Raw genomic sequence first — 26,977 nt, 5'->3', positions numbered from 1 at the left:
CACGCCCTGGCCCCGATGATCGCGGAGCTCGACGAACGCGACCGGCGGATCATCCACTGGCGGTTCGTCGAGGAACTCACCCAGAAGGAGATCGGCGAACGCCTCGGCGTCTCCCAGATGCACGTGTCCCGGCTGATCTCGCGCCTGCTGGCCCGGCTGCGGGAAGGCATGCTCACCACGCAGTGAGCGGCGGCCGCTGGACACTCCGACCGGTTCCGGCCGTGCCGACCGCGCACACGGTGGCCGAGCTGCGCGGGAACCATCGCCGGTGCGTCAGGCGTACTGGTGAGAGGGATGTGTCAGCGTTCCGTGCTCCACGGGGGAGTCACGCGACGGTCGTGCGGGATGGTGAGTTCGAGCTGAACGGTTCACGATTCCGGCAGATACCTGCCGGTGGCGGTCCGCGGACGCTGTCCGTGACCTTCGAGCGACACGCCTTCCGCGTCGCCGACGCGCGGAGTTCCGCGCTCCGCTTCCTCGACGAGGCGCAGAACGGAGGGGGGCCGACGCTGACGGCCCAGGTGGTGGAGGCAGCACAGCTGGTGGTGAGCGAGCTGGTCACCAACGCGGTCAAATACGGTTCCGGGCCCATAGGGTTGTCGTTGGTTCTGGCCGAGGACACGTTGTCCGTCACCGTCCGGGACGGCGAGACGACGCTGCCGAGGCGCCGGTCCGCCGATCCCCGGCGGGTCGGCCAGCACGGGCTGGAGATCGTCGCGGCGTTGAGCCAGGACGTCGTCGTCCAGCAGGAAGCGGCCGGCAAGCGTGTGACCGCGCGTATCCCGCTGGAAGAGTCGCTCCGCGCCGGGCGTCAGACGGACCGGCCCGGTGAGCGACCGGTGCCACGGTAGGTGCTACGGACCGGGGCGCCGGGGCCTGCCGTCCGGACGGGGCTGCCGTGGAGGCGTACCACCGTACCGCCCTGGTCGGTGCGGACCTCGAGCAGGTCGTACAGCTGACGGACGATCCAGGCCGGGCAGTGGGCGAAGGCGACGTCGAGCGCGGCTTCGTGGCGGGACCGCTCGGCCGTCTTCAGCGTGTCCCCGCGTGCCGGACAGGCACGCCGATGACACGGACCTGCCGGTGTCCGCCCGCGCCGGTGCGACGGCCGACTGTCGGTCGCAGGCACCGAGGACGCGTCCGGACGCCCGGTACCACTCGTCGGTGCCGACGGACTCGGCCTGCCCGGACGCCTTCCCGAGTGTCTGGCGCAGCAGGCCGATGTCGGCGGGCGTGGTCACCGCCGGCACGCAGTCCTGCTGCTCGAGTCCTTTGAGGCGGAAGGGCCCCGTGGTGGCCAGGACTCCTGGCAGCCGCTGCGGACGAGTCCCCGGCGGGTCGGGTCGCCGTCTCGGCGCGGCCGGTGCGGTGAGGCCGCCGGTCACGTGAGGACTCCCGGTCGGTGACGACCGGGGCGGGGAACGCGACGCCATGGGTTCAGCGTTGCAGGGCGGAGACGGCCTCCTCGGTGGTGGCGTGGAAGGTGAAGACCTGGTCGAGTCCGACCACTTGGAAGACACGCATCTGATCCGGCTTGACGCCCACGAGGCTGAGCGGTGAGCCGGCTGCCTGCGACCGCTGATAGGCGGTGATGAGCACCGTGATCCCGGTGGAGTCGCAGTAGGTCAGCCCGGACAGGTCGATGATCACACCAGCGCTGTCGAAGGGGGCCTCCTTGACGGCCCGCGTCAGGATGGGGGAGCTGTGGTGGTCCAGCTCACCCGTCACCTGCAGGACGAAGGGACCGGCGGGGGTGGGGCGCGGGACGACGGTCAGCAGGCGTTCGGGCTCGGTCACCGTTTCTCCTGAGTGGGGGGTTCGGGCTGTGCGGGTACGGACAGGGCGAGCAGAGCGGTGTCGTCGCTGACGCCGTCGCCCAGACGGCGCAGGAGTGCTTCGACGGACGCCAGTAAACCGTCGGCGGAGCGGTCCTCGGCGTGGGCGTACGTGGAGAGCAGGTACCGGGTGAGCCCGTCCTCGTCGAGCATGGTGCCGTCCGGGGTGCGCGCTTCCGTCAGACCGTCCGTGTAGAGCAGGAGGCTCTCGCCCGGTGCCAACCGCGTGGTGGTCTGTACGAACTGGGGGGCGGGCAGCATGCCCACGAGCTGGCCGCCGGCGGTGGAGATCGGCTCCACCCTGCCGTCGACGCGCACCGCGAGGGCCGAGGGATGGCCGCCGCCGGCGAGAGCGACGCCGAAGGAGCCGTCGGCCAGGGGCTGCAGCACGCCGAAGACCGCCGTGCAGTAGCGGGGATCGCTGCCCTGGTACTCGCCCTTGAGGACACTGTCGAGGTTGGACAGCGCGGCGCACGGGTCGGGGTCGTAGATGGCGGCGGCGCGCAGGGTGTAGCGGGTCAGCGAGGTCAGCGCGGCCGCCTCGGCGCCCTTGCCGCACACGTCCCCGAGGAAGAAGGCCCAGCGGCCGTCGTCGAGCGGGAACAAGTCGTAGAAGTCGCCGCCGACTTCGTGCGGGGAGGCCGTGTGGTAGGCGGCGGCCGCCTGGAGGCCGGGGACCGTCGGCAGGGCCGGGGGCAGCAGGGTGCGCTGCAGAGTCCGGGCGAGGTGTTCGGCCTCGGTACGCCGGTCGCGTTCGGCGGCGACCGTGCGGATGGCCGAGAGGCGTAGCTCGAGTTCGTCCATGACCAGCGCGGCCAGGTCCTGCAGGGCGTCGAGCTGGGCTTCGGTCGGCGTGCGCGGCCGGGTGTCGAAGACGTCGACCGTGCCCAGACGCTGTCCGTCGGCCGTGGTGATCGGCGCGGCGGCGTAGAAGCGGACGCCGATGCCGCCCTGGACCAGGGGGTTGGCGTACGTGCGGGCGTCCGTCGCGGCGTCGGTGACCACATAGGGTTCGCCGTGCAGGATGGCGGAGGAGCAGAGCCCGGGGTCGCGGCGCAACTCCGTGACGCCGGTCAGTCCGTGGGTGGCCTTGAGCCACACCCGGTCGGTGTCCACGATCGCCACCGTGGCCATGGGCGCGTCGAAGATCCGGGCGGCCAGGCCCGCGATCCTGTCGAACGCGCCGTCCGGCGGCGTGTCGAGGATTTGGTAGCGCCGGACCGCGTCGAGGCGCTTTCTCTCGTCGGACGCCCGTGGCAGGGGGACCTGCAGCGGACTCGTCGCCATCCTCACTGCTCCCTGCTGTGCGTCCGTACGTGATGCAGTCTGCGGATGAGGTACCCGGTCGGGCCTGGCTTATCCTACGAAGCTGTCAGCGTCCGTGGGCAAGTCCAGCCGCGACGACCTCGTGGAACGAGGCCGTCGGACCGGGTCCGAACGTGCCGCGTCCGAGACGACGCGAGCGCTGTCCGCCACCCGGCGCGACAGACGGTGGGCAGGGGGAAGAGTGGGAGGCGTCCAGTGACGCGTGCGCAGGACGGTGAGCACGGGTCGGCGACGGCGGCCGGTTCGGGCGTGTTCGCCGCCGAGGCGGAGGTCGGCCCGGACCTTGCCGCGGTGGACTGGGCGTCGACCCCGCTGGGCCCCCCGGAACAGTGGCCGCAGAGTCTGCGGACGGCGGTCAGCATCCTGCTGTCGTCACGCTTCTCCATGTGGATGGCATGGGGCCCGGAACTGACGTTCTTCTGCAACGCCGCCTACCGACGGGACACGCTGGGCCGCAAGTACCCCTGGGCGCTGGGCCGTCCGGCGAGTGAGGTGTGGGCGGAGATCTGGGACGACATCGGCCCCCGGATCGACACCGTGATGACCACGGGTCAGGCGACCTGGGACCAGGGGCTGCTCCTGTTCCTGGAGCGGTCCGGCTACACGGAGGAGAGCTACCACACCTTCTCGTACAGCCCGCTGCGCGACGACGACGGCGCGGTGGTCGGCATGCTGTGCGTGGTCAGCGAGGAGACCGAGCGCGTCCTCGGCGAGCGGCGGATGGCGACCCTGCGCGACCTGGGGTCCGACCTCAGTGTGGTCCGCACCGAACAGGAGATGCTGGCCTTCGCGGGTCAGCAACTGGGCCGCAACCCGCACGATCTGCCGTTCACGTTGACGTACCTGTTTCAGCCCGACGGCTCCGCGGTGCTCGCGGGCACGACCGGGATGCCCGCCGGGCACCCGGCCGCCCCCGGCACCCTGCCCGCTCCCGGCCCCGGGGGCGTCTGGCCGCTGGAAGAGGCGGCCCGCGGCGAGTCCGTGCTGGTGCCGCTCGACGACGCCCCGTTCGCCGGCTTGCCGACCGGGGGCTGGTCGGAGCCGCCCGTGCAGGCGCTGACGGTGCCGTTGCCGCAGTCGGGCAACGCACCGTACGGATTCCTGGTGGCCGGACTGAACCGGTACCGCGTGCTGGACGAGGGCTACCGCGGCTTCGTCGAGCTGGTCGCGGGCCACCTCTCGTCCGGGATCGCCAGTGCCCGCAGCTATCAGGAGCAGCAGCGGCGGGCGGAGGAGCTGGCCGAGCTGGACCGGGCCAAGACCACCTTCTTCTCCAACATCAGCCACGAGTTCCGCACCCCGCTCACCCTGATCATGGGGCCGTTGGAGGAGCTGCGCGCACGCCTGGCGGACGCCGAGGCGCCGGCGCGGGAGGAGCTGGACGCGATCCACCGCAACGGGCTGCGGCTGGGCAAGCTCGTCAACTCGCTGCTGGACTTCTCCCGCATCGAGGCCGGCCGGATGCAGGCGCGCTACGAACCGGTCGACCTGGCCGCGGTCACGGCCGAGCTGGCCAGCGTGTTCCGGTCCGCCGTCGACAAGGCCGGTCTGGACTTCGACATCGCGTGCCCGCCGCTGACGGACGAGGTGTACGTCGACCGCGGCATGTGGGAGAAGGTGATCCTCAACCTGCTCAGCAACGCGCTGAAGTTCACCTTCGACGGTTCGATCCGCGTCACGGTCCGCGGCGAGGACACCCACGCCGTCGTGGAGGTCGCCGACACGGGCATCGGCGTACCCGCGCGGGAGATGCCCCGGCTGTTCGAGCGGTTCCACCGGATCGAGACCACCCGCTCCCGCTCCACCGAGGGCAGCGGCATCGGGCTGGCCCTGGTCAAGGAACTGGTCGCCCTGCACGGTGGCACGATCACCGCCGACAGCACCGAGGGCGAGGGCACCCGCTTCACCGTCCGCCTGCCGTTCGGCTCGGCCCACCTTCCCCCCGCCGCTCTCGTGCCGGCCGACGACAGCCGGGTGGGGTCCGCCGCCGACCCCTATCTCGTGGAAGCGCTGCGCTGGCTGCCCGACGGGGCGGCCGACGCCGAGGAGCGGGCGGCCGCGGCGGTGGCCGGCGCCGGTCCGGCCGGGCACATCGCCGGCCCGGCCGGACCGGCGCGGATCCTGGTCGCCGACGACAACGCCGACATGCGCGGGTACCTCACCCGCCTCCTGCACGGCGTCGGGTACCGGGTCGACACCGTCGACGACGGACCGGCGGCCCTGCGGGCCGTCCGGGAGGACGCTCCCGACCTGGTGATCAGCGACGTCATGATGCCCGGCCTCGACGGCCTCGCCCTGGTGTCGACGCTGCGCACCGATCCGCGGACCGCCTCCGTGCCGGTGCTGCTGCTGTCCGCCAGGGCAGGGCAGGAAGCGTCCATCGAGGGGCTCCGGGCGGGCGCCGACGACTATCTCGTCAAGCCGTTCGCCGCGGCCGAACTCCTGGCCCGGGTGCGGGCCGGCATCGAGCTGGCGCGGCTGCGCAACCACCAGGCCCGCTGGCGCAGCGCCCTGATCGACTCCCTCCAGGAGGCCTTCTTCGTCTGTGACGAGGACGGTGCCGTCATCGAGATCAACACGGCCTTCACCGACATCCTCGGTTACGGTCCCGAGGGCCTGCCCTACCTGCCGGTGCACCCCTGGTGGCCGGACGCCGACACCGACCCCGAAGCCCGCCGGCAGGTCCACGACGCCTTCGCCCAACTGCTGGGCAGTCCCCGGGGCTCCTGCACCATCCCGGTCAGCCATCGCGACGGGCGCCGGCTGTGGGTGACGGCCACCTTCAACCAGGCCCACGACCCCGACACCGGACGCCAGGTCACCGTCGGCACCTTCCGCGACGTCACCGCCGAGCACTACGCGATCCAGCGCAAGAGCGCCCAGGCCGCCCTGAGCATGCGGCTCACCCAGGCGACCAGCCTGCCGGAGGCGCTGGCGGGGGTCCTGGACGAGCTGAAACACCTGTGGCGGGCCGAGTGCGTGGTGGCGGTCGTCGCCGCGTCCGGTCAGGAACCGTCCGTGACCGCGACCGATCCTGGTCTGCGCTGGCAGGACCTGCCCGCCGACCGCCGGGACAAGCTCACCGCCTGGCTCGACCAGCCCCTGCTCACCCCGGTCGACGACGACACGGGCGCGGGCATCACCGTCAATCACCCCGAGGGGACGATGGTGGTGTGGATCGACCTCGGGGGCCATCGTCCCTTCACCGGTGAGGACCAGCTGCTGCTGTCCCTGCTGGCCGGTCAGCTGGCCCAGGGGCTGGCCCGCGCCCACCAGATCGACCAGCAGCGCGAGACGGCCATCGCCCTGCAACGCGCCATCCTCGGCCCGTCCGACCTGCCCGACGGCTTCGCCGTCCGCTACGAGCCCGCCACCCCGCCCCTGGAGGTCGGCGGCGACTGGTACGACACCGTCCGGCTCCAGGACGGACGCATCGGCATCGTCGTCGGCGACTGCGTGGGACGCGGTCTCGAAGCCGCCACCGTCATGGGCCAACTGCGCAGCGCCTGCCGCGCCCTGCTCCTCCAGGACGCGAGCCCCGCCCGGACCCTCATGGCTCTCGACCGCTTCGCCGCCGGCCTCCCCGGCGCGAGGTGCACCACCGTCTTCTGCGCAGTCCTCGACCCCGACACCGGCCACCTCGCCTACTCCAGCGCCGGACACCCGCCCGGCATCCTCACCCACCCCGACGGCACCACCCGGCTCCTCGACGAGGGACGCTCGGTCCCCCTGGCCGTGCGCCCCGGCAGGCACCGTCCCGAAGGCTCCTGCACCGTGCCCGCACGCGCCACCCTCCTGCTGTACACCGACGGCCTCGTGGAACGCCGGCGCCGCCCGCTGACCGTCGGCATCGACCAGGCCGGCGAGGCCGTCCAGGACGGCCGCGACGCCACCGTCGACGACCTCGCCACCCAGGTCATGACACGCCTCGCACCCACCAACGGCTACGACGACGACGTGGCCCTCCTGCTGTACCGGCACCCGGCACCGCTGGACGTGGCCTTCCCGGCGGAGTCGTCCCAGCTCGCACCGGTCCGCAAAGCCCTGCGCAGCTGGCTCGACCAGTGCGAGCTGCCACCCCATACCGTCCAGAACGTCCTGGTGGCCGCGGGAGAAGCCTGTGCCAACGCCATCGAGCACGGACACCGCGACGCCCCCGGAGACACGGTCCGGCTACGGGCCGAAGCCCTCGTCGACGATCTCCGCCTGACCGTCGCCGACACCGGCCGGTGGAAGACACCCCGGCCCGACCTGAACACCCATCGTGGGCGAGGCGTGGCCCTGATGCGCGCTCTGATGCAACAAGTCACCATCACCTCCGGCGCGGCCGGGACCACCGTCGACATGCACACGAGGATCGCCTGATGACCACCCCGCTCACGCTCACCCCCAGCCGGCGTCCCGACGGCGCGACGCTGCTGACGGTCGTCGGCGAGATCGACATGAGCAACACCGACACCCTGGCCGCGGCCATCGAGACGACCGAAGGCCCTCTCGTCATCGACCTCACGGCCGTCGAGTACCTCGACAGCGCCGGTCTGAGCGTGCTGTTCACCCACACCGACCGCATCGAACTCATCGCCACGCCGCTGCTGTCCCCGGTCCTGAGCATCTCGGGGCTCGCCGACCTGACCACCGTGCACGGCCTCGACACGCCCTGAGAGCCGAGCGCGGCGACGGGCGGCGGACGGAACGGGCAGGTCTCACCTGCGAGAACGGGGGTAATCGCGAGACCGGAACGCCCACGCCCACAGGTGAGGAGTCACTGTGCCGTCCCACGACGTCGTCGAGCTCGTCCTTCGCGACCACCGCCGCATGGAAGACCTCTTCCGCACCATGCGCAACGTCGAAGCCGACCGTGCCGCCGCTCTCGCGGAATTCGCGAACCTGCTCGTCGCGCACGCCTCGGCCGAGGAGGACGAGGTCTATACGGCCCTGCGGCGCTACAAGAACGTGGACGGCGACGACGTCGACCACAGCGTCCACGAGCACGAGGAGGGCAACGCGGCACTGCTCGCGCTGCTGGAGGTGGAGGACACCGCCTCGCAGGAGTGGGAGGACAAACTCGAGGAGCTGGTCACGGCGGTCAATCACCACGCCGACGAGGAAGAGCGGACCCTGCTCAACGACGCCCGCGAGAACGTGACCGACGATCGCCGAGCCGAGCTGGGGAAGGCGTTCCACGAAGCCCGTGCGAGGTACCTGGAGTCCGACTGCGGCAGCGTGGAGAACGTGCGCAGACTGGTGGCGGGTTAGCAGCGGCCCCCGCCGGTGCAGGTTCCGGGCGTTCGGGGGAGTGGGGCTCAGGCCCGGTGCGAGTCGCGTGAGGCCGCCGGTGCCGGGGCCGGCGGCGGACTCGTCGCCGCCCGGGTCACGTCCCCGACGAGTTCCACCAGGTCCGGGCCGTACGCCTGGGAGGTGACCGCCTTCGGCAACAGGACGAAGGAGTCCCCGCCGTGTCTGCGCGCCGGCCGCTCATGGCGCCGGGCGAGGTAGCGCGTCGCGGCCCGGTCGGTGATCGACCGCCGGCCGCAGAACAGGAACACCGGGCGGGCCGCGCCGGTCGCCGGCGGTCGGACGGGCCGGCAGGACGTACTCGGTGACGCCGGGGTCCATGCGGTGGCGCTCGCCGCCGATCTGGAAGGCGGCCCGGCCCGGGTTCCGGGTCCATGCCGATCCGCACCCCGGGCAGCCGGTGCGGGCCCTCGGGGTTCCACGTCCCGTCGTACCCACCGGGGAACAGCTTCGCCGTCGCGCTGGTCTGAACCACCCGCAGCCGTGCCGGCCGCTCCGATTCGGCCGCAGGGCGGAGGCCTGCGCAGGTACGGGGACCGGCGGGTTCCGGCGGCCATCACCTTTGTAGCCGCGTCGGGTTGTAGTCCGCCGGCGAACGCCCCGAGCCTTGGTACGGCCCGGACCGCGGCGTGTGAAGCGCCGGCACGCACCGGCAGAGGACGGACAGGGTCTGTACGGTTCCCTGCACAGGCCCCTTCGCCCACATCCGTTGACGCGGGCCTGGCCCTTGCGGATGCGGATGGGCGGCAGGCCGTACCGGACACGCGCCGAGTTGTCCTGGTCCGGGGCGAGCGAGGCGGTCGGCGTGGCCGAGGGGTTGGCCGATGTGTAAAACGCGGCGCGGTAGGCGTTGTTCGTGACCCGCGTGTTGATCACACCGCGTGAGGACAGGGGCGGGTCCGGTGGGGTCACGCCAGATGGGTTACGTGGAGGCGGGGGTCGCGCCCTCGCGATGATGACGCTCTTTGAATACCCCCACCCTGTGCCCGGGGACGGGACGGGCCTGCTCACCCGATTCCCCCACCCATGGGCGGGTGGCCTGTGGTCGGGTTTCACGACGGAGGAGTCGGCGTCAGGTGGTGCGCAGGCCCTCCAGTATGCGGGTCAACGCGTCCTGAGCGTTGGTGAGATCGCTTGGGTCGGTGGAAGAGGCGAGCCAGAGGGCGGCCTCGTTCATGGCGCCCGACAGGAGTCTCGTAAGGGGCTCGACGGGTTGGGGTGCGAAAATGCCGCGGTCGATGAGAGCGGTGAGGGCGTCGGCGAGATGGCGGGCGGAAGCGGCTTCGTCGAGGGCCCGCCATTCGTTCCAGCCGAGGACGGCGGGGCCGTCAAGGAGCATGATCCGCTGAATGTCAGGGTCGGCGCCGGCGGCAAGGAAGGTGCGGCAGCCGGCGAGGAGCTGGTCCCAGGGGTCGTCCTCGGTGTCGGCGGCGGCCGCGACGGCCTGGCCCACTTCTTGCTGGATCTGTTCGAGGACGGCCCGGAAGAGTGCGGTCTTGCCGTCGAAGTGGTGGTAGAGCGCGCCCTTGGTCACTCCGGCGGCGCGAACGATCTCGGCGAGGCCGACGGCGGCGTACCCCTGGGTCGCGAACAGGCGCCTGCTCTCGCGCAGCAGTGTCCGGCGGGTCTGTTCGCGCTGCTCGGCCCGGGTCACGTGTATCCCCTTCTTTGACATACCGATGGCATGTGAATAGCCTGAACTTGACATACTGATGGTATGTGAAAAGGGGTTCAGTCATGAAACTCACCAGCCTGTATCCGGTGATCTGCACGTCGAAGCTCCAGGAGTCGATGCACTTCTACACCGAGTTCCTCGGCTTCGAGACGACCTTCGAGGCCGACTGGTACGTGAGCCTGCGGCGGCTCGGCACCCCCGCGTACGAGCTTGCCCTGCTGGACCACACTCACCCCACCCTGCCCGAGGCGTACCGTGCCCCGGCCCGGGGGTTACTGCTCAACTTCGAGGTCGAGGACGTCGACGCGGAGTGGGACCGGCTGGTCGTGCGGGGCGGCCTGCGGGCCGAACTGGGGCTGCGCAGCGAGGACTTCGGGCAGCGGCACTTCATTGTGGCCGACCCGAGCGGCGTCCTGATCGATGTGATCACCCCCATCCCCCCCACCGGAGAGTTCGCGGAGCAGTACACCGTCGCCCAGGCCCCATAGCGGCGGGCCGAGCCGTCCAGGGTGGACGCGGCCCGGAGCACAGCACCGCCGAAGGCGCTTTTGGGCCGCTCGGAACGTACCGCGCACTCCACGAGCGGGCTGTTTTCCGGTCTTGGCCGCCCACGGCAGCCGAGTGGGGTGCTGAGAGCGGCCCTGGCCGTTTCCGCGGATCCTCCATCGGTGACGCCCCGCCGACTCCGGCGCGGCGTCGTCGCGTCGGTCGCCGAAGCGCCGGTGCGCAGAGCGGCCCGTCCGTTGTTCACCTCGGGCGGGCCGCTCTGCAAGCTCTGCCTCCTACGTGGGTGTCGCGGAGAAACGCGGCCCTTCGACCCGGGGCCGCCCGCGCGGAACTCCGTCCGCCCGCCGAAGCCCTGGTGGACCGTGTCCTGCGTGACCACCTGGACGTGCGCCGCGCAGTCCTTGAACAGCGCGGAGGGTTCCAGCAGGGCGAACCCGTCGAAGCGGTGGCCGGCCGGTTCGGCGGTGGCGGGGCCCCGGTCGACGACGAGCGGCGACTCGGCGTCTCCGGCGGCCCGAAGAACGCCTGCTTGCGGCGGAGTCTCCGCTTCCAGGGGTGGGTACGGGCGAGCCGGCCCAGCGCGGCGCTGATGCCCGCCGCGACCACACCCAGGATGATGTCGCGTACGTCGTCATTCATGGGCGCGCATGCCGGCGGGCGTCGGCGCACCGGTGTTCGACAGGTTCCTGACGCGGTCATGGCGATGATTTAAGCTGCCCGAACGGCCTTTCAACTGGAGGTGCGGATGCGTCGTCCTGTCGCACGGAATCTGACGGTCCTGGCGGTCTCGGCCGCCGTGGTGTCGGTGGGGGCGGCAGCGCCACCCGCCGCGCAGCACAGACCCGCCACCCCGAAGACCCCGGTCGCCGTCGGCTACGGCGGAGCGGTCGCCAGCGTCGACGCGGACGCCTCGGCCGCCGGCATCGAGGTCCTGCGGGCCGGTGGCAACGCCGTCGACGCGGCCGTCGCCACCGCCGCCGCGCTCGGCGTCACCGAGCCCTACTCCGCCGGCGTCGGCGGGGGCGGCTACTTCGTCTACTACGACGCCAAGTCCCGTACCGTGCACACCATCGACGGCCGCGAGACCGCGCCGCTGACCGCCGACGAGAACCTGTTCACCGAGAACGGCAAGCCGCTCGCCTTCGCCGACGCCGTCACCAGCGGCCTCGCCGTCGGTACCCCCGGCACGCCCGCCACCTGGCAGACGGCCCTCGACACGTGGGGCAGCCGCAGGCTCGCCTCCGTGCTCAAGCCCGCCGAACGCCTGGCCCGGGACGGCTTCACCGTCGACGACACCTTCCGCTCCCAGACCGCCGCCAACGAACAGCGGTTCCGCTCCTTCCCGGACACGGCCGAGCTGTTCCTGCCGGGCGGCGAACTCCCGGCCGTGGGCTCCACGTTCAAGAACCCCGACCTGGCCCGCACCTACCAGGAGCTGGGCCGCAAGGGCGTCGGCGCGATCTACCACGGCGAGCTGGGCCGGGACATCGTCGCCACCGTCAACAAGCCGCCCGTCGACCCGGGCTCCGGCTGGAACGCCCGCCCCGGCGACCTGTCCGTCAAGGACCTCGCGGCCTACCGGGCCAAGATCCAGGCCCCCACCAGGACCACGTACCGCGGCCTGGACGTCTACTCCATCGCCCCCTCCTCCTCCGGTGGCACCACGGTCGGAGAGGCCCTCAACATCCTGGAGCGCACCGACCTGTCCAAGGCGGGCAAGGCGCGCTACCTGCACCGCTTCATCGAGGCCAGCCGTATCGCCTTCGCCGACCGCGGACGCTGGGTCGGCGACCCCGCCTTCGAGGACGTACCCGCGAAGGAGCTGCTGTCGCAGCGGTACGCCGACTCACGCGAGTGCCTGATCAGGGACGACGCGGTGCTCACCAGCCCGCTCGCCCCCGGCGACCCGCGGCACCCCGCCTCCTGCGCGGGCGGCGGCACGGCGGCGCCGACGACGTACGAGGGCGAGAACACCACCCACCTCACGGTCGCCGACAAGTGGGGCAACGTCGTCGCCTACACGCTCACCATCGAGCAGACCGGCGGCAGCGGCATCACCGTGCCCGGCCGGGGCTTCCTGCTCAACAACGAGCTGACCGACTTCTCCTTCGCCCCGGCGAACCCGGCGGTCCACGACCCGAACCTGCCCGGTCCCGGCAAGCGGCCGCGCTCGTCGATCGCGCCGACGATCGTGCTGGACCGGCACCACAAGCCCGTCGTGGCGGTCGGTTCGCCCGGTGGCGCGACCATCATCACCACCGTGCTCCAGACCCTGACCGGCTTCCTCGACCGCGGTCTGCCGCTGGTCGACGCGATCGCCGCACCGCGCGCCAGCCAGCGCAACGCCGCGCAGACCGAACTCGAACCCGGCCTGTACGACAGCGGGTTGCGGGCGGAGCTGGAAGCGCTCGGGCACTCGTTCAGGCGCACCCCGGAGATCGGCGCGGCGACCGGTGTGCAGCGGCTGCCGGACGGCAGGTGGCTGGCCGCCGCCGAGAAGGAACGGCGCGGCGGCGGCTCGGCCATGGTGGTCAGGCCCGCGCGGTAGCGCGCGTCACGGTTCGGGGACGGGCGCGGGCCGTTCCGGTGTACGGAACGCCAGCCGCCCGTCCTCGACGTCGACCGTGACCCGGCCGCCCTCCCGGATGCGGCCGTCGAGCAGCAGCCGGGAGAGCTGGTTGTCCACCTCGCGCTGGATGGTGCGGCGCAGCGGCCGGGCGCCGTACTCGGGCTGGTAGCCGCGCTCGGCGATCCAGTCCACGGCCGCGTCGGTGAAGTCGACGGTGATGTCCTGCGCCCGCACCATGCGCCGGGTCTGGTCCAGCAGCAGGCTGGTGATCTGCCGCAGCTGCTCGCCGCTGAGCTGGCGGAAGACGACGATCTCGTCGATGCGGTTGAGGAACTCCGGCCGGAAGTGCTCGCGCAGCGGACGCAGCACCTGCTCGCGCCGGGCCTCCTCGTCCGCCTCCGTGCCGCCCGCGCCGAAGCCCAGCGTGGCGCCGCGCCGGGTGATCACGTCGGAGCCCAGGTTGCTGGTCATCACGACGACCGTGTTCGTGAAGTCCACGGTCCGGCCCTGCGAGTCGGTCAGCCGGCCGTCGTCCAGGACCTGGAGCAGGATGTTGAAGACGTCCGGGTGCGCCTTCTCCACCTCGTCCAGCAGCAGCAGCGAGTACGGGTGCCGGCGCACCACCTCGGTGAGCTGGCCGGCCTCCTCGTGCCCGACGTAGCCGGGCGGGGCGCCGACCAGGCGGCTGACGGTGTGCCGTTCCTGGTACTCGCTCATGTCGAGGCGCACCATGCGGTCCTCGCTGCCGAACAGGGCCTCCGCCAGGGCCCGGGCCAGCTCGGTCTTGCCGACGCCGGTCGGGCCGAGGAAGAGGAAGGAGCCGATGGGCCGGTCGGGGCTGGCGAGCCCGGCGCGGGAGCGCAGCACGGCGTCGGAGACCACCCGCACGGCCTCGTCCTGGCCGACCACGCGCTCGTGCAGGTGCGCCTCCAGGCCCAGCAGGCGGTCCTTCTCCTCCTGGGTGAGGCTGCTGACCGGGATGCCGGTCTGCCGGGACACCACCTCGGCGACGGACTCGGTGCCGACCACCAGGTTCAGGCCCTCGTCGGCCTCGCCGCCGCCGTCCGCCTCGGTGATCCGCTGCTTCAGCTCGGTGATCCGGTCGCGCAGCCGCATGGCCTGCTCGTACTGCTCGTCCGCGACGGCCTGGTCCTTGTCCCGGACCAGCTGGTCGACCTCGCGCTCCATGGCCCGTACGTCCGTGCCCTTGGTGCGCGCCCGCAGCCGCACCCGGGCGCCGGCCTGGTCGATCAGGTCGATCGCCTTGTCCGGCAGCCGCCGGTCGGTGAGGTAGCGGTCGGACATCTCCACGGCCGCCACCAGGGCCTCGTCGGTGTAGCGGACCTGGTGGTGGGCCTCGTAGCGGTCGCGCAGGCCGCGCAGGATCTCGATGGCGTCCGTGGTGGTGGGCTCGGGCACGAGGATCGGCTGGAAACGGCGGGCGAGAGCCGCGTCCTTCTCGATCCGGCGGTACTCCTCCAGGGTGGTGGCGCCGACGATGTGCAGCTCGCCGCGGGCGAGGGCCGGCTTGAGGATGTTGCCGGCGTCCATCGAGCCGCTGTCTCCGCCGCCGCCCGCGCCGACGACCGTGTGCAGTTCGTCGATGAAGACGATCAGCTGGTCGGAGTGGGCGCGGATCTCACCCACGATGTTGTTCATCCGCTCCTCGAAGTCGCCCCGGTAGCGGGTGCCCGCGACCACGCCCGTCAGGTCCAGCGCGACGACCCGGCGCCCGGTGAGCACGTCGGGCACGTCGTCGTCGGCGATGCGCTGGGCGAGCCCCTCCACGACGGCGGTCTTGCCGACGCCCGCGTCACCGATCAGCACCGGGTTGTTCTTGCCGCGGCGGGAGAGCACCTCGACGGTCTGCTCGATCTCGTCGTCCCGTCCGATCACCGGGTCGATCCGGCCCTGGGCGGCCAGGTCGGTGAGGTCGCGGCCGTACTTGTCCAGCGTCGGCGTGTTCGTGGTCCGGGGGCCCTCCGCGCGGCCCTTGGCGGCGTCCGGCGTCTCCGTCGGCAGGCCCGAGGGGGCGAACCGGGCCGCGTTCAGGATGTGCCCGGCGGCCGAGTCCGGGTTGGCGGCCAGGGCGCTGAGCACGTGCTCGGGGCCGATGTAGCCGGTGCCGGTCGACCGGGCCAGCTCGTGCGCGTCCAGCAGGGCGCGCTTGACGGCCGGGGTCAGGGAGAGCGAGGTGGGCGGCGGGACCTCGCCCGGCGGATGCTGCACCGGGCCGGTCCGCTCGTCGATCTGCGACGCCAGCGCGTCGGGATCGGCACCGGCTCGGCTGAGCAGACCGCGGGTCGGCTCGGTGGCGAGCGCGGCCCGCAGCAGGTGCTCGGTGTCCAGATCCCGGCTGCCGTGCTCGGCGGCGTACTGGGCGGCCCCGCGCACCAGCTCCCGGGCGGGCTGGCTGAGCAGCCGCCCGATGTCGATCTGCCTCGGCCTGGGCCCGCCGAAGAAGCGCGCCAGGAATTCCGCGAACGGGTCGCCCTCCGGGCCCATGAAGCCGCTGCTCATCGTGTACGGACCTCCGCTGGGATCGCTGATCGACGTGCCGGGGCCGGGTAACCCGGCCGGGGCGCGGTCATGCCCAACATGACACGTTCTGTTCCGGCGGGCACGTCCGGGAACCGGGCCTCGGGTCCCGGACGCCGGGCCAGGGGGCGGGGCGCGAAGGCCGAGGCGCGGGGGCGGGGCGTGGAGGTCGGGCGCGAAGTCAGGGCGCGGGGGTCACAGGCCGTCCCTCGACGTCAGGACGCGCGGACCGCTGTCCGTGATCGCCACCGTGTGCTCCACGTGGGCCGCCCGCGAGCCGTCGTTCGTGCGCAGGGTCCAGCCGTCCGGGGCGGGGTGGTAGTCGTCCCGGCCGCCGGCGATCAGCATGGGCTCGATGGCGAGGACCATGCCGTGCCGCAGGGGCATCCCGCGTCCGGGCCGGCCCTCGTTGGGCACCCCCGGGTCCTCGTGCATGTGCCGGCCGATGCCGTGGCCGCCGAAATCCTCCATGATGCCGTAGCCGCCGGCCCGGCAGACCGTGCCGATGGCGTGCGCGATGTCGCCGATGCGGTTGCCGACGACGGCCGCGCCGATGCCCGCCGAGAGGGCGCGCTCGGCGGTCTCGATCAGCGCGAGGTCCGCCGCGCGCGGGGTGCCGACCACGAAGCTGACGGCCGAGTCGCCGGCCCAGCCGTCCAGCGTCGCCCCGCAGTCGATGGAGACGAGGTCGCCGTCGCGCAGCCGGTAGCCGTCGGGGATGCCGTGCACGATCGCGTCGTTCACCGACGCGCAGATGACGCCCGGGAAGGGGGTCGGAGCGAAGGAGGGCCGGTAGCCGAGGAACGGCGACCCGGCGCCCGCCTCCCGCAGCACCCCGCGCGCCACCGCGTCCAGTTCCAGCAGGGACACGCCCACGTCCGCGGCCTGTCGCACGGCGGTCAGGGCGCGCGCGACGACCTGGCCGGCCGCGTGCATGGCGTCGATCGATGTGTCTGTCTTCAGTTCCACCATGCCAATTACTATACCGGTATTTGAATTGGGTCCAATGCGGGAGGCCGGTATTAGAATGACGGCATGGTGCGCACCCCACTGACCCCCGAAGAGCGCGAGCGCGGTGAGCAGCTCGGGCGCTTCCTCCGAGCCGCGCGCGGCGAACGGAGCATGACGGAGGTCGCCGCCGAAGCCGGCATCTCCGCCGAGACCCTGCGCAAGATCGAGACCGGCCGGGCACCCACCCCGGCGTTCTTCACCGTGGCCGCGCTGGCCGGCGCGCTGGGACTGTCCATGGACGAGCTGGCGGGGCGGTGCGCCCTGACGCCGGTCTGAAACCCGTCCCGGCCGCCCCACGAGTCACACCCGTCACCCGCCTCGCTCACCCACCGGAGTGCGAATACCGATCGACACCGCTCCGGAGCGACGATGGTCTTGGCAAGCTCGCCCGAGAGGCTTACGTTCGTCCCTCTACGGCCTGCTCTACGGGCGTAGAGGCTCTGACGTCGCGTCGAAGGAGCAGCTCATGGCCAACGTCGTACGTGCCGCTCTGGTCCAGGCCACCTGGACCGGCGACACCGAGTCCATGGTGGCGAAACACGAGGAGCACGCCCGCGAGGCGGCCCGGCAGGGCGCCCGGGTCATCGGCTTCCAGGAAGTCTTCAACGCCCCCTACTTCTGCCAGGTCCAGGACCCCGAGCACTACCGCTGGGCCGAACCCGTGCCCGACGGACCGACCACCCGCCGCATGCAGGCACTCGCGCGCGAGACCGGCATGGTGATCGTCGTCCCCGTCTTCGAGGTCGAGCAGTCCGGCTTCTACTACAACACCGCCGCCGTGATCGACGCCGACGGCACCGTCCTCGGCACCTATCGCAAGCACCACATCCCGCAGGTCAAGGGCTTCTGGGAGAAGTTCTACTTCCGCCCCGGCAACCTGGGCTGGCCCGTCTTCGACACGGCCGTCGGCAAGGTCGGCGTCTACATCTGCTACGACCGGCACTTCCCGGAGGGCTGGCGGCAGCTCGGCCTCGGCGGCGCCCAGCTCGTCTACAACCCCTCCGCCACCCACCGCGGCCTCTCCGCCCACCTGTGGCGCCTGGAGCAGCCCGCGGCGGCCGTCGCCAACGAGTACTTCGTCGCCGCGATCAACCGGGTCGGCCAGGAGGAGTACGGCGACAACGACTTCTACGGGACCTCGTACTTCGTCGACCCGCGCGGCCAGTTCGTCGGCGACGTCGCCAGCGACACCAAGGAGGAACTCGTCGTCCGCGACCTGGACTTCGACCTCATCGACCAGGTGCGGCAGCAGTGGGCCTTCTACCGCGACCGCCGCCCCGACGCCTACGAAGGGCTGGTGCGGCCGTGACCAAGGACCTCTTCGCCCGGCACCGCGCCGTGCTGCCCGACTGGCTCGCCCTCTACTACGAGGACCCGCTGGAGATCACACACGGCGAGGGCCGGCACGTCTGGGACGCGGCCGGCAACAGGTACCTCGACTTCTTCGGCGGCATCCTCACCACGATGACCGCGCACGCCCTGCCCGAGGTGACCAAGGCGGTGAGCGAGCAGGCCGGGCGGATCATCCACTCCTCGACCCTCTACCTCAACCGGCCGATGGTCGAACTCGCCGAGCGTGTCGCCCAGCTGTCCGGCATCCCCGACGCGCGCGTCTTCTTCACCACCTCCGGCACCGAGGCCAACGACACCGCCCTGCTCCTCGCCACCGCCTACCGGCGCAGCAACACGATCCTGGCGATGCGCAACAGCTACCACGGCCGCTCCTTCGGCGCCGTCGGCATCACCGGCAACCGCGGCTGGTCCCCGACCTCGCTGTCCCCGCTCCAGACGCTGTACGTGCACGGCGGCGTGCGCACCCGCGGACCCTACGCCCACCTGGACGACCGCGGCTTCATCGACGCCTGCGTCGCCGACCTGAAGGACCTCCTCGGCCACACCCGCCCGCCCGCCGCGCTGATCGCCGAACCCGTCCAGGGCGTCGGCGGCTTCACCTCCCCGCCGGACGGCCTGTACGCCGCCTTCCGCGAGGTGCTGCACGAACGCGGCATCCTGTGGATCGCCGACGAGGTGCAGACCGGCTGGGGCCGCACCGGCGACCACTTCTGGGGCTGGCAGGCCCACGCACGCAGCGGCCCGCCCGACATCGTGACCTTCGCCAAGGGCATCGGCAACGGCATGTCGATCGGCGGCGTCATCGCCCGCGCCGAGATCATGAACTGCCTGGACGCCAACAGCATCTCCACCTTCGGCGGCACCCAGGTCACCATGGCGGCCGGCCTCGCCAACCTCACCTACCTGCTGGAACACGACCTCCAGGGCAACGCCCGGCGCGTCGGCGGACTGCTCGTCGAACGGCTGCGGGCCGTCGCCGCCCAGGTGCCGCACGTCCGGGAGGTGCGCGGACGCGGACTGATGCTCGGCGTCGAGCTGACCCGGCCCGGCACCGACGAGGCCGACCCGCAGGCCGTCTCCGCCGTGCTGGAGGAGGCCCGCGCCGGCGGGCTGCTCGTCGGCAAGGGCGGCGGCCACGACACCAGTGCCCTGCGCATCGCCCCGCCGATGTCCCTCACCGTCGCGGAGGCCGAGGAGGGCGCCGCGATCCTCGAACGCGCCCTGCGGAGCCTGTGACGGCGGTGCGCTGAACCGTGCGCCGAGCGGAGGAACCCGCTGCCATGAACACCACCCGGGAGTCCCGGGAACCCGCCCGGCCGGCCCGTCAGGTCCTCGCCCCGGGGCGGTCCTCCGCCGGACGGCCCGAGGCGGTGGCCGGCGTCGGCCTGCCGGACCGGCCGGTGCGCCGGGCACACGTCGCCGAGGCCGGCACCGGCTCCGCGGCCGTGCGCGGCCTGCCGTCTGCTGCCCGTCGCCCGTCGCCCGCCACCCGTCCGGGGGACACCCGCCCCGCCGCGACCGGGTGCCGGATGCGTACTCCCCGCTGACCGCGCCCCGATCCACCGGGGCCTCTGACAGGAGGGAACAGCAGCATGAGCAGTCGTACCGTCGTCCGTGGTGGCCTCGTCGTCACCGCGTCCGACGAGATCCACGCCGACGTGCTGATCGAGGACGGACGCGTCGCCGCCCTCGCCGCGTCCGGCACCCCGGCCGCCGAGGCCTTCACGGCCGACAAGGTGATCGACGCCACCGGCAAGTACGTGATCCCGGGCGGCGTCGACGGCCACACCCACATGGAGATGCCCTTCGGCGGCACCTACGCCGCGGACACCTTCGAGACGGGCACCCGGGCCGCGGCCTGGGGCGGTACGACCACGATCGTCGACTTCGCGATCCAGAGCACCGGGCACTCCCTGCGCGAGGGCCTCGACGCCTGGCACGCCAAGGCCGAGGGCAACTGCGCCGTCGACTACGGCTTCCACATGATCGTCTCCGACGTGAACGAGAACACGCTCAAGGAGATGGACCTGCTGGTCGAGGAGGGCGTCACCTCCTTCAAGCAGTTCATGGCCTACCCCGGCGTCTTCTACTCCGACGACGGCCAGATCCTGCGGGCCATGCAGCGCGCCGCCGGCAACGGCGGACTGATCATGATGCACGCCGAGAACGGCATCGCGATCGACGTCCTGGTCGAACAGGCCCTCGCCCGCGGCGAGACCGACCCCCGCTACCACGGCGAGGTCCGCAAGACCCTGCTGGAGGCCGAGGCCACCCACCGCGCCATCCGGCTCGCCCAGGTCGCCGGGGCGCCGCTGTACGTCGTCCACGTGTCGGCGCGGGAGGCGGTCGCCGAGCTGACCCGGGCCCGGGACGAGGGGCTGAACGTCTTCGGCGAGACCTGCCCGCAGTACCTGTTCCTGTCCACCGACAACCTCGCCGAGCCCGATTTCGAGGGTGCCAAGTACGTGTGCAGCACGCCGCTGCGGCCGAAGGAGCACCAGGCGGCCCTGTGGCGGGGCCTGAGGACCAACGACCTCCAGGTGGTCTCCACCGACCACTGCCCCTTCTGCTTCACCGGCCAGAAGGAACTGGGCCGCGGCGACTTCTCCAGGATCCCCAACGGCATGCCGGGCGTCGAGAACCGCATGGACCTGCTCCACCAGGCCGTCGTCGACGGGCACATCAGCCGGCGCCGCTGGATCGAGATCGCCTGCGCCACCCCGGCCCGCATGTTCGGCCTGTACCCGAAGAAGGGCACCATCGCGCCCGGCTCCGACGCCGACATCGTCGTCTACGACCCGCACGCCGAACAGGTCATCTCCGCCGAGACCCACCACATGAACGTCGACTACTCGGCGTACGAGGGCAAGCGCGTCACCGGCCGCGTCGAGACCGTGCTCTCGCGCGGCGAGGCGGTCGTCACCGAGCGGGAGTACACCGGGCGCAAGGGCCACGGCGTCTACACCCCGCGCGCCACCTGCCAGTACCTGAACTAGGAGCGGTGCCCATGGACTTCGGACTCGTCCTGCAGACCGACCCGCCGGCCTCCCGCGTCGTCAGCCTGATGCAACGGGCCGAACGCAACGGGTTCACGCACGGCTGGACCTTCGACTCCGCCGTGCTGTGGCAGGAACCCTTCGTGATCTACAGCCAGATCCTGGCCCACACCACGAGGCTCAAGGTCGGCACGATGGTCACCAACCCGGGCACCCGCACCTGGGAGGTGACCGCGTCCACCTTCGCCACCCTCAACGACATGTACGGCAACCGCACCGTCTGCGGCATCGGCCGCGGCGACTCCGCGATGCGCGTCGCCGGCCGCAAGCCCGTCACCCTGGCCCGCATCAGCGAGGCCATGAAGGTCATCCGGGCGCTGGGCAGGGGAGAGGAGGCCGATCTCGGCGGCGGGACCGTCGTCCGGTTCCCCTGGATCAAGCCGGGCGCCGAACTCCCCGTGTGGATGGCCGCGTACGGGCCGAAGGCCCTGAAGACGGCCGGCGAGGAGGCCGACGGCTTCATCCTCCAGCTCGCCGACCCCTACCTCACCGAGTACATGGTCAGGGCCGTCAAGGACGCCGCGGCGGCGGCCGGCCGCGACCCGTCCGAGGTGACGGTCTGCGTCGCCGCCCCCGCCTACGTCACCGCCGACGACTCGCCCGGGGCACTCGCCCACGCCCGCGAGCAGTGCCGCTGGTTCGGCGGGATGGTCGGCAACCACGTCGCCGACCTGGTCGCCAGGTACGGCGAGCACTCCGCCGCCGTCCCCGACGAGCTCACCGACTACATCAAGGCCCGACAGGGCTACGACTACTCCCACCACGGGCGCAGCGGCAACCCGGACACCCGGTTCGTGCCCGACGACATCGTCGACCGGTTCTGCCTGCTCGGCCCGGCCGAGGCGCACATCGAGAAGCTGAGGGCGCTGCGCGAGCTGGGAGTCGACCAGTTCGCCGTGTACGACATGCACGACGCACAGGAAGCGACGATCGACGCGTACGGCGCGGAGATCATCCCGGCACTCGACCGCTGACCGGAACCCTCTGCCGAAGGGTCACGCCCATGACCGCGACCACCCCGCCCACGCCGTCCCGCGGCCCCATACCCGACCCGGCGGGACGCGTCGAGCTCCCGCCCGGCACCGTCCTCACCGACAGCCGCTTCGTCAACGACGACCTGCTGCCCGTGCCGCTGGCCCGGCGCCGCTGGACGACGTACAACTTCGCGGCCCTGTGGGTGGGGATGGCCCACAACATCCCCTCCTGGCTCCTCGCCTCCGGGCTGGTCGCGCTCGGCATGGACTGGAAACAGGCCGTGTTCACCATCGCGCTCGCCAACGTCGTCGTGCTCGCGCCGATGCTGCTGACCGGGCACGCCGGCCCCAAGTACGGCATCCCGTTCCCGGTGCTGGCCCGCGCCTCGTTCGGGCTGCGCGGCGCCAACCTGCCGGCGCTGATCCGGGCCGGGGTGGCGTGCGCCTGGTTCGGCATCCAGACCTGGATCGGCGGCCAGGGCGTCTTCGTGCTGCTCGGCAAGGTGTTCGGCGGCTGGGCGCAGGCGTCGGAGGTCGGCGGCCGGCCCTGGACGCTGTGGGTGTGCTTCGTCCTCTTCTGGGCCCTCGAACTCGCCATCATCCACCGCGGGATGGAGGCACTGCGCCGGTTCGAGAACTGGGCCGCGCCGTTCGTCATCGTCGGCGCGCTGGTGCTGCTGGTGTGGATCGCGAACAAGGCCGGCGGTCTCGGTCCGCTGCTCGACCAGCCGTCGAGGCTCGGCTGGGGCGCCGACTTCTGGCCGGTGTTCTTCCCGTCCCTCATGGGGATGATCGCCTTCTGGTCGACCCTGAGCCTGAACATCCCCGACTTCACCCGCTTCGGCGCGGGCCAGCGCGCCCAGGTCCGGGGCCAGACGCTCGGACTGCCCACCACCATGACGCTGTTCGCGCTGCTGTCGGTGTTCGTCACCTCCGGCTCACAGGCGGTGTACGGGGCCGCGGTGTGGGACCCGGTCGCGCTCGCCGCCAAGACCGACAACGTCTTCGGCCTGCTCTTCGCCCTCGTGACGGTGCTCGTCGCCACCATCTCGGTGAACATCGCGGCGAACGTCGTCTCACCGGCGTACGACCTGGCGAACCTGGCGCCGCGCGTCATCGATTTCCGCACCGGCGCCCTGATCACGGGCGTCGTCGGCGTGCTGATCATGCCGTGGAAGCTCACCGAGACACCCGAGCTGTACATCTTCACCTGGCTCGGCCTGGTCGGCGGACTGCTCGGCACCGTCGCCGGCATCCTCATCGCCGACTACTGGCTGATCCGCCGTACCGTCCTGGACCTGCCCGCCCTGTACACGCCCGGCGGACGCTACTGGTACACGTCCGGCTGGAACCTGCGCGCCGTCGCCGCCTTCGTGGCCGGCGGGGTGCTCGCGGTCGGCGGCTCCCACTCGGCCCCGGGCAAGGGACCGTTCCCCGAGGACGGGCTGATCCCCCTCCTCAAGCCCCTCGCCGACTACGGCTGGGCCGTGGGGCTGGGGGCCTCACTGGTCGTGTACGCCGCGTCGTCGGCGGGCGGCAGGCGCACCTGAGCGCGCCCGCCGCCCCGCCCGCCTACCGGGCCGTGCCGAAGTCCTGGGTCCAGTAGGAGCCGGGCTGCGCGAGGCCGACGCCGATCTCCTTGAACCCGCAGTTGAGGATGTTCTCCCGGTGGCCGGGGCTGGACATCCAGCCCGCCATCACCTTCTCGGGGGTCTCGTAGCCGTAGGCGACGTTCTCGCCGTAGCTCCGCCAGTCGTAACCGGCGCTCGTGATGCGGTCGGCGGGGGAGGAGCCGTCCGAGCCGGTGTGCGACATGGTGCGGCCGGCCGCCATGTCCTCGCTGTGGGCCTGGGCGGCCTCGGTCAGGTCGGCGTTCACCGTCACCGGGGAACAACCCGCCTTGCCGCGCTCGGCGTTGACGAGTTCCACGACCTCGGCGACGTCTCCGGAGGCCGTGGTGGCGGCCGACGGGGTGCTCGACGGGACGGGGGCCGCGGAGGCGGTGGGCTTCGCGGCAGGGCGGGAGGGGGCGGCCGTGGGCTTCGCCGCGGGGCGGGAGGGGGCGGCCGTGTCCCCGGCGGACCCGGTGGCGGGCTTCGAGGTGCCTGCCGTGGGCTTGGCGGGGGCGGTCGTGGGGGCCGTCGTGCGCGGCTTGTGCCACGGCCGGCCGTCCCGGTGTTCCGGCGCGCCGGACTTCGAGGCGTTCGCGGTGGCGGTCGGCGTCCGCGACGGTACCGCCGAGGGCTCACCGCTCTGCCGGCCGCTCCACTCGCGGTACCAGTCGGCGTCGGCCCACCGGTCCTCGGCGGCGGCCCGGGTGGCGGTGCTCCGGTGCTCCCCTCCCTCGCTGCCGGGCCAGTCGGCGCAGGCCATGGCGACGGAGGGGATGCCTATCGCGCCCACGGTCAGTGCCACCACGACCGGCCGCCGGTAGTGCTGCTTGTGGCGATGCTTTCCCATGCGTGACCTCACTCGGTTGCGACATCCTGAGGCTGGTCATTCTTGGGACGGGCCGACACGCAGGGCAAAGGGCCTTCGTACTACCGCTCCTAGTAGGAGCGGGGGACTCTTGCGGCGGACGGCGGAGCGTGCTGGTCCGGCCTCGGTGGGGTGCCCGGCGGTCCTGTCGCCCCGTCAGGGTCCCGTCGTGCGCGAAGAACCGCCGACCGCCCGGTGCGGAGCGGACCGCCACCCCCGCCGACGCGACCTCCCACCACGGCAAGCCGGACAAAGTCCGATATATCGCCGGGAGGTGTTCTACTAACGGGCCCGCATAGATCGGGAAGTGCTGTGAGGGAAGTCACGGAACCATGGGTTCCGGATGGGCGTCACGGGTCAGCCCCGTCCGCCCTCCAGCCCTGCCACCGCCTCCTTGGCGGCCTTGATGGCACCCTTGTTGATCTCGTCCGTGCCGGGGGCCTTCCTGGTCTCGAAGTCACTGCCGTTGTACGTGATCGTCACCAGGGCGTTGGCCGCGCGGACCAGCACGGTGCCCTCTCGGGTCTGCTGCTTGTCCTCGGTCGTGAGGTTGACGACCGAGTACGCCGTGTCGCCGAGCCCCGGGACGTCACCGCCGCCGCTGCGGTCGGCGACCCGCTCCCGGTACGACTTCTGCGCGGCCTCGTCCGAGGCCAGCACCTCGTAGGAGACGTCCAGCCAGCGGTAGTCGTACCCCTTGAGCGCGTTCCACGAGCAGGTGCGGCGCGCCTTCGCGTCCGTCGACGGGAGCTCCTTGCCCTTCGCCTCGGCCCCCGGGACGAGCGAGGCGACCGTCTTCCCGGCCAGGCTCGCGCAGGGCGCCGGGGCGGCGGCGTACGTCTTCGTCGCCGCCTGCGTCGCCGGGGCCGAGGCGGACGGACGCCCTCCGTCGGGCGGCGTGCTGTCCTCGGCGGTCCGTGTCGTGTCCGGCCCGGACGACATCACCCAGCCCGCCGTGGCGAGCACGGCGACCGGGGCCAGGCGCGCGGTCAGGGCGAGCGGCAGGGGAAGAGAACGCACGGCGCACTTCTCGTGGGGGACGGTGCGGAAGGGGCCCGCACTGCGGACGGGGACGCCAGTGTCACACGAGTACCTGTGGGGCGGAAGGGCGAACTCGTTGCGTGCCCGGCCGGTGACGCAGACGCACTCGACGACTCACGGCCGTACGGCACCCACCGGCCACACGCCCGCCCGTCCGCGCCGCGGGCGGTCAGGGCACCCGGGCGGTCCACTCGGGCGAGGAGAACTTGGTGCGCGCCAACTCCCGCGCCCGCGCCAGCTCCTCGTCGGTCACCTTGCCCCGGGTCAGCCCGTACCGGGCGCCGAAGGAGGAGATCATCCGCTCGATGACGGCCTCGCGCGGCAGGCCGGTCTGCCGGCGCAGCGGATCCACCCGCTTCCCGGCGCTCCCGATGCCCTTGTCGCTGAGCTTCTCCCGCCCGATCCGCAGCACCTCGAGCATCTTGCCGGCGTCGATGTCGTACGACATCGTCACGTGGTGCAGCACCGCGCCGGAACCGCCGCCGTGCCCCACGATCCGCTTCTGCGCGGCGCCCGCGATCTTGCCCTGGTCGGTGGCGATGTCGTTCAGCGGCTGGTACCAGGCGCGGACGCCCATGTCGCCGAGGGCGCCGAGCACCCAGTCGTCGAGGTAGGCGTAACTGTCCTGGAAGGACAGGCCCTGCACCAGCGCCCCGGGCACGGACAGCGAGTAGGTGATCGTGTTGCCGGGCTCCACGAACATGGCGCCGCCGCCGGAGATCCGGCGCACCACCTCGACGCCGTGGCGCTCGGCGGCCTCGGCGTCGACCTCGTTGCGCAGCGACTGGAAGCTGCCGATGATCACCGCGGGGGAACCCCACTCCCACACCCGCAGCGTCGGCGGGCGCCGGCCCGCGGCGACCTCGTCGGTCAGCACCTCGTCCAGGGCCATGTGCAGGGCGGGGGACTGCGGGGCCTCGTGGATCAGCTGCCAGTCGTAGTCCGTCCAGTCCGTGGCGTGCGCGAGGGCCCGGCGCACGGCGATGCCGACGCCCTCCGACGTCAGCCCGTACATCACGGTGCCCTCGGGCAGCGCCGCGTCGATCCGCGCGGCCAGCCCCGCGGCGTCGGTGTCGGCCGGGGCGCCCTCCAGCGCACGGTTCACGGCGTCGAGCGCCTCGTCCGGCTCCAGGAAGAAGTCGCCCGCCACGCGTACGTGCCGCAGCACCCCGTCCTCGGCCTCCACGTCCACGACGACCAGCTTGCCGCCGGGGACCTTGTACTCACCGTGCACCGTTCCGCCTCCGTTTCCGCACACGGGAGGCAACGACGGGAGGACCGGTGATGTTCCCCGGCCCCGGACGGCCCCGCGCGGACGG

The 26,977-nt window shown here is 72.1% G+C and carries 22 protein-coding genes and 2 pseudogenes; 14 read left to right on the top strand and 10 right to left on the bottom strand.

Annotated features, from left to right (window positions below; genetic code table 11):
* Together ACIRFH_RS12195 and ACIRFH_RS12190 are read left to right on the top strand one after the other, a co-directional pair.
* A partial coding sequence (locus tag ACIRFH_RS12195; RefSeq protein ID WP_403519498.1) for a sigma-70 family RNA polymerase sigma factor occupies positions 1–186 on the top strand: 186 nt, incomplete at its 5' end.
* 230 nt (positions 187–416) lie between these two features.
* Positions 417–851, top strand: coding sequence for an ATP-binding protein (locus tag ACIRFH_RS12190; RefSeq protein ID WP_403519496.1), 435 nt, complete (start codon positions 417–419; stop codon positions 849–851).
* A 586-nt stretch (positions 852–1,437) separates the two neighbouring features.
* Here ACIRFH_RS12190 and ACIRFH_RS12185 read toward each other — a convergent pair.
* Together ACIRFH_RS12185 and ACIRFH_RS12180 are read right to left on the bottom strand one after the other, a co-directional pair.
* The gene (locus ACIRFH_RS12185) at positions 1,438–1,797 is read right to left on the bottom strand and encodes an STAS domain-containing protein (RefSeq protein ID WP_403519494.1); all 360 of its coding nucleotides are present in this window, start codon (positions 1,795–1,797) and stop codon (positions 1,438–1,440) included.
* Complete coding sequence (locus ACIRFH_RS12180; RefSeq protein WP_403519492.1) at positions 1,794–3,122, bottom strand: PP2C family protein-serine/threonine phosphatase; 1,329 nt, start codon at positions 3,120–3,122, stop codon at positions 1,794–1,796. The genes ACIRFH_RS12185 and ACIRFH_RS12180 overlap by 4 nt, the downstream gene beginning before the upstream one ends.
* A gap of 234 nt (positions 3,123–3,356) precedes the next feature.
* Between ACIRFH_RS12180 and ACIRFH_RS12175 the strand changes: the two genes are divergently transcribed.
* The 3 genes from ACIRFH_RS12175 (at position 3,357) to ACIRFH_RS12165 (ending at position 8,417) form a co-directional block, all read left to right on the top strand.
* Positions 3,357–7,526, top strand: coding sequence for a SpoIIE family protein phosphatase (locus ACIRFH_RS12175; RefSeq protein WP_403519490.1), 4,170 nt, complete (start codon positions 3,357–3,359; stop codon positions 7,524–7,526).
* Positions 7,526–7,822 carry an STAS domain-containing protein gene (locus ACIRFH_RS12170; RefSeq protein ID WP_403519489.1) on the top strand — a complete coding sequence of 99 codons (297 nt, stop codon included), beginning with the start codon at positions 7,526–7,528 and terminating at the stop codon, positions 7,820–7,822. Before ACIRFH_RS12175 ends, ACIRFH_RS12170 begins: the two co-directional genes overlap by 1 nt.
* A gap of 106 nt (positions 7,823–7,928) precedes the next feature.
* Positions 7,929–8,417: a hemerythrin domain-containing protein gene (locus tag ACIRFH_RS12165; protein ID WP_403519487.1), complete on the top strand. Its 489-nt coding sequence runs from the start codon at positions 7,929–7,931 to the stop codon at positions 8,415–8,417.
* 47 nt (positions 8,418–8,464) lie between these two features.
* Here ACIRFH_RS12165 and ACIRFH_RS12160 read toward each other — a convergent pair.
* Together ACIRFH_RS12160 and ACIRFH_RS12155 are read right to left on the bottom strand one after the other, a co-directional pair.
* Positions 8,465–8,853: pseudogene (locus ACIRFH_RS12160) on the bottom strand (hypothetical protein); the annotation flags it as partial.
* 675 nt (positions 8,854–9,528) lie between these two features.
* On the bottom strand, positions 9,529–10,131 hold the full coding sequence (locus tag ACIRFH_RS12155; protein WP_403519485.1) for a TetR/AcrR family transcriptional regulator: 603 nt from the start codon (positions 10,129–10,131) through the stop codon (positions 9,529–9,531).
* Between the two features lie 62 nt (positions 10,132–10,193).
* Between ACIRFH_RS12155 and ACIRFH_RS12150 the strand changes: the two genes are divergently transcribed.
* Positions 10,194–10,619 (top strand): VOC family protein, encoded by a 426-nt coding sequence (locus tag ACIRFH_RS12150; RefSeq protein WP_403519483.1) that lies wholly within the window; start codon positions 10,194–10,196, stop codon positions 10,617–10,619.
* A 314-nt stretch (positions 10,620–10,933) separates the two neighbouring features.
* Here the strand turns inward: ACIRFH_RS12150 and ACIRFH_RS12145 are convergent.
* Positions 10,934–11,277: pseudogene (locus tag ACIRFH_RS12145) on the bottom strand (hypothetical protein); the annotation flags it as partial.
* 106 nt (positions 11,278–11,383) lie between these two features.
* Here ACIRFH_RS12145 and ggt point away from each other — a divergent pair.
* Entirely contained in the window at positions 11,384–13,186 is a 1,803-nt protein-coding gene (gene ggt / locus ACIRFH_RS12140; RefSeq protein ID WP_403519481.1) for a gamma-glutamyltransferase, read from the top strand.
* Positions 13,187–13,192: 6 nt separating this feature from the next.
* Here the strand turns inward: ggt and ACIRFH_RS12135 are convergent, their stop codons facing one another.
* The gene (locus ACIRFH_RS12135; protein ID WP_403519479.1) at positions 13,193–15,727 is read right to left on the bottom strand and encodes an ATP-dependent Clp protease ATP-binding subunit; all 2,535 of its coding nucleotides are present in this window, start codon (positions 15,725–15,727) and stop codon (positions 13,193–13,195) included.
* Positions 15,728–15,940: 213 nt separating this feature from the next.
* Positions 15,941–16,717 (bottom strand): type I methionyl aminopeptidase, encoded by a 777-nt coding sequence (gene map / locus ACIRFH_RS12130; RefSeq protein WP_403519477.1) that lies wholly within the window; start codon positions 16,715–16,717, stop codon positions 15,941–15,943.
* Positions 16,718–16,780: 63 nt separating this feature from the next.
* Here map and ACIRFH_RS12125 point away from each other — a divergent pair, with 63 nt between their 5' ends.
* The 7 genes from ACIRFH_RS12125 to ACIRFH_RS12095 all read left to right on the top strand — a co-directional run bounded on the left by ACIRFH_RS12125 (position 16,781) and on the right by ACIRFH_RS12095 (position 23,689).
* Entirely contained in the window at positions 16,781–17,032 is a 252-nt protein-coding gene (locus tag ACIRFH_RS12125; RefSeq protein WP_403519475.1) for a helix-turn-helix domain-containing protein, read from the top strand.
* A 190-nt stretch (positions 17,033–17,222) separates the two neighbouring features.
* Positions 17,223–18,065 (top strand): nitrilase-related carbon-nitrogen hydrolase, encoded by an 843-nt coding sequence (locus tag ACIRFH_RS12120; RefSeq protein ID WP_403519473.1) that lies wholly within the window; start codon positions 17,223–17,225, stop codon positions 18,063–18,065.
* A complete protein-coding gene (locus ACIRFH_RS12115; protein ID WP_403519471.1) occupies positions 18,062–19,345 on the top strand; it encodes an aspartate aminotransferase family protein in 1,284 nt (427 codons plus the stop codon). The genes ACIRFH_RS12120 and ACIRFH_RS12115 overlap by 4 nt, the downstream gene beginning before the upstream one ends.
* 44 nt (positions 19,346–19,389) lie before the next feature.
* A complete protein-coding gene (locus tag ACIRFH_RS12110) occupies positions 19,390–19,656 on the top strand; it encodes a hypothetical protein (protein ID WP_403519469.1) in 267 nt (88 codons plus the stop codon).
* A gap of 45 nt (positions 19,657–19,701) precedes the next feature.
* Positions 19,702–21,105 (top strand): dihydropyrimidinase, encoded by a 1,404-nt coding sequence (gene hydA, locus ACIRFH_RS12105; RefSeq protein ID WP_403519467.1) that lies wholly within the window; start codon positions 19,702–19,704, stop codon positions 21,103–21,105.
* Positions 21,106–21,116: 11 nt separating this feature from the next.
* The gene (locus ACIRFH_RS12100; RefSeq protein WP_403519465.1) at positions 21,117–22,139 is read left to right on the top strand and encodes a TIGR03842 family LLM class F420-dependent oxidoreductase; all 1,023 of its coding nucleotides are present in this window, start codon (positions 21,117–21,119) and stop codon (positions 22,137–22,139) included.
* A gap of 29 nt (positions 22,140–22,168) precedes the next feature.
* Positions 22,169–23,689 (top strand): NCS1 family nucleobase:cation symporter-1, encoded by a 1,521-nt coding sequence (locus ACIRFH_RS12095; RefSeq protein ID WP_403519463.1) that lies wholly within the window; start codon positions 22,169–22,171, stop codon positions 23,687–23,689.
* A 22-nt stretch (positions 23,690–23,711) separates the two neighbouring features.
* On the opposite strand, the gene ACIRFH_RS12090 is transcribed toward ACIRFH_RS12095, so the two are convergent.
* The 3 genes from ACIRFH_RS12090 to ACIRFH_RS12080 form a co-directional block, all read right to left on the bottom strand.
* Entirely contained in the window at positions 23,712–24,599 is an 888-nt protein-coding gene (locus tag ACIRFH_RS12090) for a CAP domain-containing protein (protein WP_403519462.1), read from the bottom strand.
* Positions 24,600–24,974: 375 nt separating this feature from the next.
* Positions 24,975–25,637, bottom strand: coding sequence for a hypothetical protein (locus ACIRFH_RS12085; protein WP_403519460.1), 663 nt, complete (start codon positions 25,635–25,637; stop codon positions 24,975–24,977).
* A 190-nt stretch (positions 25,638–25,827) separates the two neighbouring features.
* On the bottom strand, positions 25,828–26,892 hold the full coding sequence (locus ACIRFH_RS12080; RefSeq protein WP_403519459.1) for a biotin/lipoate A/B protein ligase family protein: 1,065 nt from the start codon (positions 26,890–26,892) through the stop codon (positions 25,828–25,830).
* Positions 26,893–26,977 lie beyond the last annotated feature (85 nt).

The organism is Streptomyces sp. NPDC093586 (genome assembly GCF_044764905.1).
In the GTDB taxonomy this organism is placed as follows: domain Bacteria; phylum Actinomycetota; class Actinomycetes; order Streptomycetales; family Streptomycetaceae; genus Streptomyces.
Note: the sequence above shows the minus strand (reverse complement) of the source record. Positions and strands in the feature narration are given on the sequence as shown.